At 66.2% G+C, this 11,820-nt stretch carries 13 protein-coding genes; 6 read left to right on the forward strand and 7 right to left on the reverse strand.

The features are described from left to right. The first annotated feature begins 59 nt into the window (after positions 1 to 59). From DBR23_RS15370 to DBR23_RS15390, 5 genes are all read left to right on the forward strand, one after another. The gene (locus tag DBR23_RS15370; RefSeq protein ID WP_108498822.1) at positions 60 to 1,367 is read left to right on the forward strand and encodes a L,D-transpeptidase family protein; all 1,308 of its coding nucleotides are present in this window, start codon (positions 60 to 62) and stop codon (positions 1,365 to 1,367) included. Further along, positions 1,364 to 1,945, forward strand: a complete 582-nt coding sequence (locus tag DBR23_RS15375) for a peptidylprolyl isomerase (RefSeq protein WP_108498823.1) — start codon at positions 1,364 to 1,366, stop codon at positions 1,943 to 1,945. The genes DBR23_RS15370 and DBR23_RS15375 overlap by 4 nt, the downstream gene beginning before the upstream one ends. 29 nt (positions 1,946 to 1,974) lie before the next feature. Then, complete coding sequence (locus tag DBR23_RS15380) at positions 1,975 to 2,481, forward strand: peptidylprolyl isomerase (RefSeq protein WP_108498824.1); 507 nt, start codon at positions 1,975 to 1,977, stop codon at positions 2,479 to 2,481. Positions 2,482 to 2,563: 82 nt separating this feature from the next. After that, the gene (locus DBR23_RS15385; RefSeq protein ID WP_199227722.1) at positions 2,564 to 3,364 is read left to right on the forward strand and encodes a UDP-2,3-diacylglucosamine diphosphatase; all 801 of its coding nucleotides are present in this window, start codon (positions 2,564 to 2,566) and stop codon (positions 3,362 to 3,364) included. 46 nt (positions 3,365 to 3,410) lie between these two features. Beyond that, the gene (locus tag DBR23_RS15390; RefSeq protein ID WP_108498825.1) at positions 3,411 to 4,235 is read left to right on the forward strand and encodes a zinc-dependent peptidase; all 825 of its coding nucleotides are present in this window, start codon (positions 3,411 to 3,413) and stop codon (positions 4,233 to 4,235) included. 120 nt (positions 4,236 to 4,355) lie between these two features. Here DBR23_RS15390 and DBR23_RS15395 read toward each other — a convergent pair whose 3' ends face one another. Both DBR23_RS15395 and mdeB read right to left on the reverse strand, forming a co-directional pair. Continuing rightward, complete coding sequence (locus DBR23_RS15395; RefSeq protein WP_108498826.1) at positions 4,356 to 4,589, reverse strand: hypothetical protein; 234 nt, start codon at positions 4,587 to 4,589, stop codon at positions 4,356 to 4,358. Positions 4,590 to 4,734: 145 nt separating this feature from the next. Continuing rightward, the gene (mdeB, locus tag DBR23_RS15400; protein WP_108498827.1) at positions 4,735 to 7,401 is read right to left on the reverse strand and encodes an alpha-ketoglutarate dehydrogenase; all 2,667 of its coding nucleotides are present in this window, start codon (positions 7,399 to 7,401) and stop codon (positions 4,735 to 4,737) included. 102 nt (positions 7,402 to 7,503) lie between these two features. Here mdeB and DBR23_RS15405 point away from each other — a divergent pair, with 102 nt between their 5' ends. After that, positions 7,504 to 7,971: an Lrp/AsnC family transcriptional regulator gene (locus DBR23_RS15405; RefSeq protein ID WP_056064679.1), complete on the forward strand. Its 468-nt coding sequence runs from the start codon at positions 7,504 to 7,506 to the stop codon at positions 7,969 to 7,971. Between the two features lie 14 nt (positions 7,972 to 7,985). Here the strand turns inward: DBR23_RS15405 and DBR23_RS15410 are convergent, their stop codons facing one another. The 5 genes from DBR23_RS15410 to aroQ all read right to left on the reverse strand — a co-directional run bounded on the left by DBR23_RS15410 (position 7,986) and on the right by aroQ (position 11,691). Then, a complete protein-coding gene (locus DBR23_RS15410) occupies positions 7,986 to 8,882 on the reverse strand; it encodes a DUF3014 domain-containing protein (RefSeq protein WP_108498828.1) in 897 nt (298 codons plus the stop codon). Between the two features lie 163 nt (positions 8,883 to 9,045). Next, positions 9,046 to 9,717: an alpha/beta hydrolase gene (locus DBR23_RS15415; RefSeq protein ID WP_108498829.1), complete on the reverse strand. Its 672-nt coding sequence runs from the start codon at positions 9,715 to 9,717 to the stop codon at positions 9,046 to 9,048. 58 nt (positions 9,718 to 9,775) lie between these two features. Beyond that, positions 9,776 to 10,606: a class III extradiol ring-cleavage dioxygenase gene (locus tag DBR23_RS15420; RefSeq protein ID WP_108498830.1), complete on the reverse strand. Its 831-nt coding sequence runs from the start codon at positions 10,604 to 10,606 to the stop codon at positions 9,776 to 9,778. A gap of 170 nt (positions 10,607 to 10,776) precedes the next feature. Then, positions 10,777 to 11,190 (reverse strand): alternative ribosome rescue aminoacyl-tRNA hydrolase ArfB, encoded by a 414-nt coding sequence (arfB, locus tag DBR23_RS15425; RefSeq protein WP_108498831.1) that lies wholly within the window; start codon positions 11,188 to 11,190, stop codon positions 10,777 to 10,779. Between the two features lie 27 nt (positions 11,191 to 11,217). Continuing rightward, the gene (aroQ, locus tag DBR23_RS15430; protein ID WP_108498832.1) at positions 11,218 to 11,691 is read right to left on the reverse strand and encodes a type II 3-dehydroquinate dehydratase; all 474 of its coding nucleotides are present in this window, start codon (positions 11,689 to 11,691) and stop codon (positions 11,218 to 11,220) included. Positions 11,692 to 11,820 lie beyond the last annotated feature (129 nt).

Here is an 11,820-nt window from a genome sequence, read left to right on the forward strand (position 1 = left end):
GATGCGGCGCCTGCGCCTTCCGCGCGGGCTTTTTTTTTGCCCTGACAGTCAGCTGATAGATGGTTTGCATGTTTGTGCCCCTGACCAACGCAGGCCGCAGGGCAGCACCAGCGGTGCTGTTGCTGCTGGGCCTCTCGTTGGCCACGCCAGCCCTGCCGCAGGGTGCCAAGGCCCGCCGGGCGGCTGCTGCGCATGCGGCATCCACCACGCCCCCGGTGGCGCCCACACCTGCTGAGCTGCGCGACGGCCAAGCAGAGACGCGCCTCATGGCGGTCTACAAGCTGGTGGCCGAAGGCCGGGGTCGCGAGGCGCTGGCCCAGGCCGAAAGCCTGGCGCGCGACTACCCCAATTTCCAGCTGGCGCAACTGGCGGTCGGTGACCTGCTCATGTCGCGAACCCGCCCACTGCGGCATATGGGCGATGTGGCCCCTGAGCCGGACTCGGCCCGCAGCATCCAGGCCGCTGCGGCACTGGCCGAACTGCGCACCGAATCGCGCCAGCGTGTGGATGCACAACGCAGCCGCCCCCCGGTCAATGCCATCCCCGCACAGTTCCTGGAGCTGTCCCCTCGCTCGCGCCACGCGATTGCGGTAGACACCTCGCGCTCTCGCCTGTATCTCTTTGAAAACACCGCCCAGGGCCTGCGGCTGGTGGCCGACTACTATGCCTCCGTGGGCAAGCTCGGCATCGAAAAAGAGGTGGAGGGTGACCAGCGCACACCGCTGGGGGTGTACTTCATCACCAGCCGCCTGGACCCGGCCAAGCTCAAGGATTTCTACGGCGCGGGCGCCCTCCCCATCAACTATCCCAACCCCCTGGACCAGAGCCGGGGCAAGACGGGCAGCGGCATCTGGCTGCATGGCACGCCGCCCGACCAATTCTCGCGCGCGCCACTGGCGACCGACGGTTGCCTCGTGCTGGCCAACCCCGACCTCGAACGCATCCTGCGCACGGTGGAGCCCCGCTCCACCCCCGTGGTCATTGCACGCCAGTTGCAATGGGTGCAGCCCCACAGCGTGGCGGCCGACCGCAAATCGTTCGAAGCGGTGCTCAACGCCTGGCGCACCGCCAAGACCGAGGGCGACATGAAGCGCCTGCTGGGCTTTTATGCGCCCGACTTCCAGAGCTACCGCAAGAAGCCGCTGGAGGAATGGACCCAGGTGCTGCAGGCCGAGGCCCGCGCCCTCAAGGGCCGGGAACTCCAGCTCAAGGACAAGTCTTACCTGCGGTGGACAGACTCGGCCGACACCATGGTGGTAACGTTCGGCGAAGTCGCCGAAGGCGCCCGCACAGGCCCGGTCAAGCGCCAGTACTGGACGCGCCGCGGCCAACAATGGCAGATCTTTTTCGAAGGAGTGATTGGATGATTTCCAGAAGAAATTCGACGGTAGCGCTAGCAAGTATTGCCCTGGCTGCTATGTTTACAGTAGCACCCGTACAGGCGCAAGATGCCCCCAAGGTCAAGCTGGCCACGTCGATGGGCGACATCGTCGTGCAGCTCGACGCCGCCAAGGCCCCCAAGACGGTCGAGAACTTCCTGGCTTACGTGAACAGCAAGCACTACGACGGCACGATCTTCCACCGCGTGATCGATGGCTTCATGATCCAGGGCGGCGGCTTCACGGCTGATATGCAGCAAAAGCCCACCAAGGCCCCCATCCCGCTCGAAGCCAAGAACGGCCTCAAGAACGACACCTACACCATCGCCATGGCGCGCACCGGCGATCCCAACTCGGCCACTTCGCAGTTCTTCATCAACGTGAAGGACAACGGCATGCTCAACGCCCCCAACCCTGACGGCCACGGCTACGCCGTGTTCGGCAAGGTGGTCGAAGGCACCGCCGTGGTGGACAAGATCAAGGCCGTGGCCACCGGCAACAAGGGCGGCCACCAGAACGTGCCCACCACCCCCATCACCATCAACTCCGCCACCGTGGTGAAGTGAAGCGCCCATTTTTTGAAAGAAGCAAAGCCATGAGCAACCCCCAAGTCGAACTGCACATCGCCGGCTACGGCGTCATCACCCTCGAACTCGACGCCGCCAAGGCACCCAAGTCGGTCGAGAACTTCCTGGCCTACGTGAACAAGGGCCACTACAACAACACCATCTTCCACCGCGTGATCCCCGGCTTCATGGTGCAAGGCGGCGGCTTTGAGTCCGGCATGACCCAGAAGGGCACCGACGCGCCCATCGAAAACGAAGCCAACAACGGCCTGAAGAACGCCAACTACACCGTGGCCATGGCCCGCACCAGCGACCCGCACTCGGCCACCGCCCAGTTCTTCATCAACGTGGCCGACAACGGCTTCCTGAACCACACCGCACCTTCGGCCCAGGGTTGGGGCTATGCCGTGTTCGGCAAGGTCGTGTCGGGCACCGACGTGGTGGACAAGATCAAGGCCGTGAAGACGGGCCGCAAGGGCTTCCATGACGACGTGCCGAAGGAAGACGTGATCATCGAGAAGGCCGTCGCCCTCTGAGCATGGCATCCCCCTGTGGCGCTGCGCGCCCCGCTGAGGCCACACCAATGTCGGCCGCCCATTGCAGGCCGCAGCGCAAGGGATGAACCACCCAGCCCCCCCCGTGACCACGACCGTGCCCTGGTTCGAGGAGCTTGTCGCTCCCTCGCCTTGGCGCACGGTCGATTTCATTTCAGACCTGCACCTGCAGGCCAGCGAGCCCGCCACGGTGGCCGCATTCCAGCAGTATCTGGAAGGCACCACCGCAGACGCCCTCTTTATCCTGGGCGACCTGTTCGAAGTGTGGGTGGGCGACGATGCGATGAGCGAGCCCAGCAGCTTCGAAGCCCGGGGCTGCGCCATCCTTCGGGCCGCCGCGCAGCGCCTGCCGGTGTACTTCATGCATGGCAACCGCGACTTCCTGGCGGGCCCTGCCTTCCTGGCTGGGTGCGGCATCACCGGCCTGGCAGACCCAACAGTCCTGGTCTTTGGCGGCCAGCGGTATGTCCTGAGCCACGGCGACCTGCTGTGCCTGGACGATGTGGACTACCAGCGTTTTCGCCTGCAGGCCCGCAGCGCCGCCTGGCAGCAGCAATTTCTGACCCAGCCTTTGGCCACGCGCCGCGTGCAGGCGCGCGGCATCCGCCAGGAGAGCGAGGCGCGCAAGCAGTCGGGGGCCACGTACGCCGATGTGGACAGCCCCGCCGCCATCGCCTGGCTGCAGGCCGCAGGCGCCCACACCCTCATCCACGGCCACACCCACCGGCCCGCCGACCATGTGCTGGCTCCGGGTCTGCAACGCGTGGTGCTGAGCGACTGGGATGCCGCAGCATTGTCCCCCCGGCTGGAAACACTGCGTTTGTCCAGCGCGGGCTTGGAACGGCTGCCCCTGGCCCCCAAGTAACAGCGGTCATGAACTGAGCGGGCCCACCTCCCGCAGCCCGATCGCCATGCCCCCCTTGCTCAACCGCCTCTGGCGCCGCGTGCGCGCCACCGTGGCCCCGGTACCGGACATCTCTGCCACGCTGTGGCTGCAGACCGTGCAGCGCTACCCATTTCTGGCCGCACTGTCGCTGCACGACCAGGCCAAACTGCGTGTGCTGAGCGCGCTCTTTTTGCATCACAAGGAATTCCACGGTGCCCACGGCCTCGTGGTGACCGACGCCATGGCCATCGACATTGCCGCGCAGGCCTGCTTGCCCCTGCTGCACTGGGGCGACCCCGCCAAGGCACTCGACTGGTACGACGATTTCGTGGGCATCGTGCTGCACCCTGGCGAGGCCGTGGCCCGCCGCCAGACGATGGACGAAGCGGGCGTGGTGCACGAGCACACCCAGGTGCTGCTGGGCGAGGCCATGGAGCGCGGCCCCATCATGCTCAGCTGGCAGCATGTGAACAACGCTGCCGAGAACACGGCGCGCGGTCACAACGTGGTGGTGCACGAGTTCGTCCATAAGCTCGACATGAAAAACGGCCAACCCAACGGCTGCCCGCCCCTGCCCGCAGGCTTCATAGGCACACGCACCGGCCGTGCGGCGTATGAGGCATGGTGGGCAGCCTGGGAGCCCGCCTACGAACAGTTTCGCGAACGCGTGATCATGGCCGAGCGCTTTGGCGCCGAACGGCCCTGGCTGGACGCGTACGGGGCGACCTCGCAGTCCGAATTCTTTGCCGTGGCCTGCGAGGCGTATTTTGTAAACCGCGAACGGTTTGCTCTGGAGTTTCCGGGGTTGATGCCGGTGCTGGATGCATTCTTCCAGCGCCCTGCGGGCTGAGGTTGGCCGCATGCGTAGGGGCCCACGCCCCTCATAGACTGGCTGGAAGCCCTGCGCTTGCCGCCGCCGGTACACGCAAGCGCAGTCACTCAGACTGCGGCAGTGCTCCAGGGCCCCGCCTCAAGCGCCCAGCGCGTTTTCCACCGCCTGCTTGGCTTCTTCCAGACTGCTGAAAAACTGGGTGGGTTGCGGCATGGCCTTGGGCAAATGGGCGGGCGGCGGCCACAGGCGGTCGTCTGCCCAGGCGGCGGTCCATCCGCCAATGTCTTTGCGCTTGATGGAGCAAAGTGCTTGCCCGTCCACGTTGGCTATCCAGGTGGTCGGCGGGTTATGGTCCCAGATGACATGTGCCATGGCGCCCTCTCACGGTTGCTAAACCATTGTAGGAAGCCTGCGCGAAATTGGGCAATGGCGTTCACCCCACCCCCGCTGTCATCAGGCGACAGAGCGGAGGCACTGTAAAACGACGGCAGGCGCCTGCGCTCGCCCCCCGCACCCATCAGCCAGCGGCCAGCGCTCGCCGCGCTGCCTGGGCCACGCTGGCTGCATCCACCCCAAAGAATTGCCGGAGCGCTGCCCGCGTGTCGCTGCGTCCAAACCCATCCGTGCCCAGGGTCACATACTTGCGGCCCTCGGGGATGAAGGCGCGCACCGTCTCGGGCACGGCGCGCACATAGTCGCTGGCGGCGATCACTGGTCCGCGGGTCGTGGCCAGTTGCTGCGTCAGCCATGCGGGTGCAGGCTGGGCATCGCCCGCCAGCCAGCGCTGCTCGCAGGCCACGCCGTCGCGGGCCAGTTCGCTCCAGCTGGTGACGCTGAGCACGGTCACATCCACACCCTCACTCGCAAGTTGTTCTGCGGCCTTGACCACCTCGGTCAGGATGGCACCAGAGCCCATCAGGGTGACGCTTTGGGACGAAATCGCGCTGTCGCGCTGGTGCATATTGCCTGAATAGCTCCTGAAAACATAGCATCCACGCAGCACACCTTCTGCCGTACCGGCGGGCAGGTCGGGCTGGGCGTAGTTCTCGTTCATCAGCGTGACGTAGTAGAAGACGTCGCGCTGCTCGGTCACCATCTCGCGCATGCCGGCGTCGATGATGACGGCCATTTCTCCCGCGTAGGCTGGGTCGTAGGCCTTGCAGTTGGGAATGGTGGCGGCCACCAGGTGGCTGCTGCCGTCCTGGTGCTGCAGGCCCTCGCCGCCCAGCGTGGTGCGGCCCGAGGTCGCGCCCAAGAGGAAGCCCCGCGCACGCTGGTCCGCAGCCGCCCAGATGGCGTCTCCCACGCGCTGGAAGCCGAACATGGAGTAGTAGATGTAGAACGGCAGCATGGCCAGGCCGTGCACGCTGTAGCTGGTGGCGGCCGCCGTCCAGCTGGCGATGGCGCCGGCCTCGCTGATGCCTTCTTCCAAGATCTGGCCGTCCAGCGCCTCGCGGTAGCTCAGCACCGAGCCGATGTCCTCGGGCGCATAACGCTGGCCCACGCTGCTGTAGATGCCCACCTGCTTGAACAGGTTGGCCATGCCGAAGGTGCGCGCCTCGTCGGCCACGATGGGCACGATGCGCGGGCCCAGCGTGGCGTCTTTGAGCAACGTGCCCAGCATGCGCACGAAGGCCATGGTGGTGCTCATCTCCTTGCCATCGGCCTGCAGCGCGAACTGCGCGTAGCTATCAATGGATGGGACGGGCAGCGCGTCGCACGCCGTCTCGCGGCGCGGCAGGTAGCCGCCCAGTGCGTCGCGGTGGCTGCGCAGGTAGCGCATCTCCGAGCTGTCTTCGGCGGGCTTGAAGAAGGCCAGGCTGGTGGCCTGCTCGTCGCTGAGCGGCAGGTTGAAGCGATTGCGAAACTCGATGAGGTCGGTCTCGTCCAGCTTCTTCTGGCTGTGCGTGGTCATCTTGCCCTGGCCGGCAGTGCCCATGCCGTAGCCCTTTTTGGTGTGGGCCAGGATCACGGTGGGCTGGCCCTGGTGGGCGGCAGCGGCGGCGTAGGCGGCGTGGATCTTCACCAGGTCATGCCCGCCGCGCTTCAAGCGGTCGATCTGCTCGTCGGTCATGCCCTGGGCCAGCGCGGCCAGCTCGGGGTTCTGGCCGAAGAAGTTGTCGCGGTTGAAACGACCGTCCTTGGCCGCGAAGGTCTGCATCTGGCCGTCCACCGTGCCTTCGAGCGTGCGCACCAGTGCACCGGTCAGGTCGCGGGCGAACAGGCCGTCCCAGTCGCTGCCCCACACCAGCTTGACCACGTTCCAGCCCGCGCCGGCGAACAGGCGCTCCAGCTCGTCGATGATGCGGCCATTACCGCGCACCGGGCCATCCAGGCGCTGCAGGTTGCAGTTGACCACCCAGACCAGGTTGTCCAGGCCTTCGCGCGCGGCCAGGGTCAGGGCACTCATGGATTCGGGCTCGTCCATCTCGCCGTCACCAAACACGCCCCACACCTTGCGCCCCGCGCAGTTGAGCAGGTTGCGGTGCGTGAGGTAGCGCATGAAGCGTGCGTGGTAGATGCTGCTGATAGGGCCGATGCCCATCGAGCCGGTGGGGAACTGCCAGAAGTCGGGCATCAGCCAGGGGTGTGGGTAACTCGACAGGCCCTGCGCGCCTGCACCCGGCGCCGTCAGTTCCTGGCGGTAGTGCATCAGGTCCTGCTCGGACAGGCGCCCTTCCAGGAAGGCGCGGGCATACACGCCGGGCGCGCTGTGCGGCTGGAAGAACACCAGATCGCCCCGGTGCTGCCCTTCGCCCAGCCCTTCACGGGCACGAAAGAAATGGTTGAACCCGCTTTCGAAAAGATCCGCAGCACTGGCGTAGCTGGCAATGTGCCCACCCAGCTCGCCATACGCCTGGTTCGCGCGCACCACCATGGCCAGCGCGTTCCAGCGCACGATGGAAGCCACACGCTCCTCGATGGCCAGGTCACCCGGGAACACAGGCTGGTCCTGCACCGCCACGGTGTTCACGTACGGTGTGTTCAGGTCGGGCTGCCAGCCAATGCGCTGCGCACGCGCCACCCGCACCAGCTCCTGCAGCATGTGCCGCGCGCGCTCGGGGCCTTCGGTGGCGACGAGTGCCAGGAAGGCATCGCGCCACTCGGCGGTTTCTTCGGGATCGGCGTCCAGGGGGGCGCCGGTGGCTTGTTGTAGCAGGGCGTGGGGTGTGAGGGCGTTCATGGAGGCCACTGTAGCGAGGCTGGCTCCAAATGAGTTGCCGTTTTGCCTTTCCCAACGCGCGTCTATAGCACTTTATGCCGCCAAAGCCATAAACTGCGGCATATGAAACTGGATACCCTCGATTTGCGCATTCTGGCCGAGCTGCAGGCCGATGGATCTTTGTCCAACGTGGAACTGGCGCGGCGCGTGCACCTGTCGCCCTCGCCCTGCCTGGCGCGGGTGAAGGCGCTGGAGGCGGCAGGCGTCATCAGCCGCTATGTGGCGCTGGCCAATGCGGCGGCGCTGGGGCTGGGCCTGAATGTGTTCATCAGCATCAGCCTCAAGGCGCAAAGCAAGGAAGCCCTGGCCGACTTTGAACGCCGCATTGCCGAGCACGATGAGGTGATGGAGTGCTACCTGATGAGCGGTGACAGCGACTACCTGATCCGGGTAGCGCTTGCCGACATTGGGGCGTTGGAGCGTTTCATTCTGGAGCAGCTGTCGCCCATTCCGGGCGTCGAGAAGATCCGGTCGAGCTTCGCACTCAAGCAGGTGCGCTACAAGACGGCTCTGCCACTTCCCACCCCATGACAGGCTAGAGGGCCTTACTTGCGCGCCACGCCGCTCGTGGCCACGCGCTTGCGCAGCTCGCGGATCAGCGCCTTGGCACGCGCCTCGTTGGCGGGGCCCATGCGCAGCAGGATCTTCTGACCGCTGGGCAGCGCCTCCAGCGCGGGGTCCACAAACTCGTAGCGCACCCAGGGCCGCAGGTTGGGCACTTCGGTGTTCACGGGCGTGAGCTTGACCTGCAGCGGGCCCGCGGGCTCGGGCGCTTGCAGCAGCTGGTCCAGCATCGCCACCAAGCGGTCGTTGAAGTAGCGCCGGGGGTAGCCCAGCTCTTCATACGCTTGCTGAAACAGCGGGTACAGCCGCGCGTACAGCGCCACGGCGGGCTCCATCGGTACCGCTTCGGCAAATGTCAAAAACGCGCTGTAGCGCGCGGCGTTGGCGGCAGCGATGGTGGTGGGCGCGTTGCCAGTGCCATCCACCACAAACCGCTGCGCCGTGGGCTGCACCGGCCACATGCGCGAGGGGGCATGGGCACGCCCCAGGTTGTCCACAGTGGCCACCACGCGGCGAACAAAACCATCGGTCTGCAGAAACACCGCCAACTTGTCGCGGCCCAGCAGCTCGGCCAAGAGCTCTGCAACCCGAGGGTCAGACTCGGCCAGCGCAGGCAAGGCAGCGTCGGGCGGCGCCAGCGCATCCACCGGGTTCTGCTGCCCCGACGCCTCGGGAGCGGGAGCGGGCGTGGGCGCTGCCGGTGCTGTTGGAGCGGCCACCACAGGGGGTGGCGCCAATGCGAGCTCCACCGGCCGCAGCCAGAACCACCATGCCGCGCCAGCCGCCACGGCGCACACCAGCGCGGCCAGCAAGACCCAGAGTGCGGCGGAGGTGCGCTCTGGCGCGGGGCGGAATTCTGCGGTGTCTTGATCGGGCATGGGCTCTCCTTCAACACAGGAACAACCCTTGTCCGAGCCTATGCAGCGTCAGGCGTTCCCTGCCAGCCCCCCCCAAGGGCGGCTTGCACGATTGGATCGCCATGCGCCCAGGACCTGGTAACGCGATGTAGCCAGCATCGGGCTGGCCCGCCCACAAATCTACCTAAAACGCCGTGGGCGTGGTGGACAGCGACTCCAGCCAGGCCACGGTGGCGGCCAACTCGGAGGGGCGAATCTCGTGTGCGCTGGGGAACTCGCGGTACGTCACCGTCACCGGCAGTGGCGCCATGTGGTGGGCGATGGCCTGGGCGTTGGCCAGCGGGATCACGTTGTCGTGGGTACCGTGGCTCAGCCACAGTTGCTTGCCGCGCAGCGCATCGGCAGGTGCGGTGAGCGGCACCACCTGCGGCAGCAGGCGGCTGTGCCAAACCAGGCCCGCATGCATCAACGCGGGCCGGGTGAGCAACAGCGACAGCGCCATGATGCCGCCCTGGCTGAAGCCGCCCACCACCACCCGCTCGGGCGGAATGCCCAGCTGCTCGGCGGCAGACTCGACCGCCTGGGCCACCAGGGTGCGGCTTTGCGCCTCCTGCTCTTCGTTGATGGTGCGCTCGCCGCTGGGCTCGATGGAGAAATCAAACCACGCGTGTGAGCCCGGCCCCATGCGAAACGGCGCACGCAGGCTCAGCACATGAAACCGGTCCGGGATCTGCGGGGCCAGGCTGAACAGGTCCTGCTCGTTGCTGCCCACGCCATGCATCAGTACCAGCAGCCAGGGCCGGGGTGCGGTGGCGGCAGCGGGACGCTGCAAAAATGTGAGCGGCAAGGTAAGCATATATGTGCGCCTCGAATGGTTTAGGGCCAAAAACGGGTGGAATGCGAGGAGTTCCGTGTCAGTGCGCCGGCTCCAGAGCAAAAGCGTCCATCGACAGCATGCTGTACATCACCTCGCGGCTCAAGTACTTTGCGTGCAGGTCGTCGCCTGCTGCACCCAGTGCAAAGAAGATCGGCAAAAAGTGGTCTTCGGTCGGATGTGCGCGGTGGGCGTGAGGCGCCTGGCTGCGGTAGTTGAGCAGTGCTGCCATGTCCCCACGGGCCAGAGCGTCCTCGATCCAGCGGCTGAACTCCAGCACATAGGGCGCGGGCGCCCGCTCGCCGCCAAAAAACTCGGCCAGGTTGTGCGTCATGCTGCCCGACCCCACCACCAGCACGCCCTGGCTGCGCAGGCTGCGCAAGGCGGCGCCCAGTGCATACACCTCGGCCGGGCCCGCGCCTACGGGCAGCGCCACCTGCACCACAGGCACGTCGGCCTGCGGGAACAAATGCATCAGCGGCACCCAGGCGCCGTGGTCAAAGGGACGCGCGGCATCGCCCTGGGCCGCCACACCAGCGGCCTGCAACAGACCCAGAACTTCTTGCGCCAAAGCGGGCGAGCCTGGAGCGGGGTACTGCAGCTGGTACAGCGCGGGAGGGAATCCGCCAAAGTCGTGCCAGGTGGCAGGCTGTGGCCCGGTCATCACCTGCGCCGAGCGCGCCATCCAGTGTGGCGACATGACCACCACGCCACGCAGGCCGGGGTACTGCGACTTCAGGCTCTGGCCCCATTGTGTGAGCGCAGGGCCCGTGGTGCCAGCGTCCAATGCGAACAAGGGCGCACCATGCGACACAAACAGCGCGGGGACTGCGGCAGAAACAGGAACGGGGGCTTGGGCAGAGGCAGACATGACAACTCCAACAAAGGACACCATGAATGTAGGACTGATAGCCCGTGATACCAAGCCCTGCAAGGCAGACAGATTGTTCTACGGATGATGCCAATCAAACATTGACAGCGCCTTGGCGCACAGCGCGCAACACCCGCCAGCCCCTACGCAGGCCTGCTCTGGCCCGCGGGTCAGGAGCCGTCGCGCACCCTGCCCCGCAGCGCCTTGGTCTCGCCCCGCTGCGTTTTGCTTTGCAAACGCCGCTGTTTCGACCCATAGGTGGGCTTGGTGGCCCGGCGCACGCGGGGCGGCACGGCCACGCTGTTGACCAGCGCATTGAGCCGCTCCAGGGCATCGGCACGGTTTTGCTCCTGGCTGCGGTACTGCTGGGCCTTGATGACCACCACACCGTCTTGCGTGATGCGGGTGTCGCGCAGGGCCAGCAAGCGCTCCTTCACACCCTCGGGCAGCGACGACGCCACCACGTCAAACCGCAGGTGGACGGCACTGGACACCTTGTTGACGTTTTGCCCGCCCGCGCCCTGCGCGCGCATGGCGGTGATTTCAACCTCGTCCTCAGAGACCTGCAGGGGCAGCGGGGCCATGGCCGTGGAATCCCCCGCGTCCAGCCATCAGGCCGCTGGCTGCTGGGCCAGCAACTGCGCCAGCCCGTCAATCGCCAGGCCATAGCCCAGCACGCCAAAGCCACACATCACCGCCTTGGCAGCGGCGGCCATGTACGAATGGTGGCGGTAGGCCTCGCGCGCGTGCACGTTGCTGATGTGCAGCTCGATCAGGGTGATGCCTGTGCCCTTGATGGCATCGTGCAGCGCAATGCTGGTGTGGGTGTAGGCCCCAGCGTTCATGACCACACCCGCCAGCTCACCCGCTGCGTGCAGGCGGCCCGCCTCGTGAATCCAGTCCACCAAGGCCCCTTCGTGGTTGCTTTGGTGAAAACGCAGCGCAAAACCGTGGCGGTGGCAGGCGTCAGTACAGAGCTTTTCCACATCGGCCAGGGTGGCCGCGCCGTAAACGGCAGGCTCGCGCGTGCCCAGCAGGTTCAGGTTGGGGCCATTGAGGACAAAAACGGTTTTATTGGCGGTCACAGACAAGTCTCCGGGGCAATGCGCCTGCCACGCTGGCAGGCCAGAGTGCGGGATTATGCGGCGCCCCAGCGCAGGGGCCGCCCCAATAAAAAAGCGGCCCCGAAGGACCGCTGTAAAAGGCAGCCTGTG

Source organism: Acidovorax sp. HMWF018 (assembly GCF_003061035.1).
Lineage (GTDB): Bacteria > Pseudomonadota > Gammaproteobacteria > Burkholderiales > Burkholderiaceae_C > Acidovorax > Acidovorax delafieldii.

What these genes read in the sequence shown, in the direction of transcription:
- DBR23_RS15370 (WP_108498822.1), top strand. Translation starts at nt 60, where the DNA reads ATGGTTTGCATGTTTGTGCCCCTGACCAACGCAGGCCGCAGGGCAGCA.
- DBR23_RS15375 (WP_108498823.1), top strand. Translation starts at nt 1,364, where the DNA reads ATGATTTCCAGAAGAAATTCGACGGTAGCGCTAGCAAGTATTGCCCTG.
- DBR23_RS15380 (WP_108498824.1), top strand. Translation starts at nt 1,975, where the DNA reads ATGAGCAACCCCCAAGTCGAACTGCACATCGCCGGCTACGGCGTCATC.
- DBR23_RS15385 (WP_199227722.1), top strand. Translation starts at nt 2,564, where the DNA reads ATGAACCACCCAGCCCCCCCCGTGACCACGACCGTGCCCTGGTTCGAG.
- DBR23_RS15390 (WP_108498825.1), top strand. Translation starts at nt 3,411, where the DNA reads ATGCCCCCCTTGCTCAACCGCCTCTGGCGCCGCGTGCGCGCCACCGTG.
- DBR23_RS15395 (WP_108498826.1), bottom strand. Translation starts at nt 4,589, where the DNA reads ATGGCACATGTCATCTGGGACCATAACCCGCCGACCACCTGGATAGCC.
- mdeB (WP_108498827.1), bottom strand. Translation starts at nt 7,401, where the DNA reads ATGAACGCCCTCACACCCCACGCCCTGCTACAACAAGCCACCGGCGCC.
- DBR23_RS15405 (WP_056064679.1), top strand. Translation starts at nt 7,504, where the DNA reads ATGAAACTGGATACCCTCGATTTGCGCATTCTGGCCGAGCTGCAGGCC.
- DBR23_RS15410 (WP_108498828.1), bottom strand. Translation starts at nt 8,882, where the DNA reads ATGCCCGATCAAGACACCGCAGAATTCCGCCCCGCGCCAGAGCGCACC.
- DBR23_RS15415 (WP_108498829.1), bottom strand. Translation starts at nt 9,717, where the DNA reads ATGCTTACCTTGCCGCTCACATTTTTGCAGCGTCCCGCTGCCGCCACC.
- DBR23_RS15420 (WP_108498830.1), bottom strand. Translation starts at nt 10,606, where the DNA reads ATGTCTGCCTCTGCCCAAGCCCCCGTTCCTGTTTCTGCCGCAGTCCCC.
- arfB (WP_108498831.1), bottom strand. Translation starts at nt 11,190, where the DNA reads ATGGCCCCGCTGCCCCTGCAGGTCTCTGAGGACGAGGTTGAAATCACC.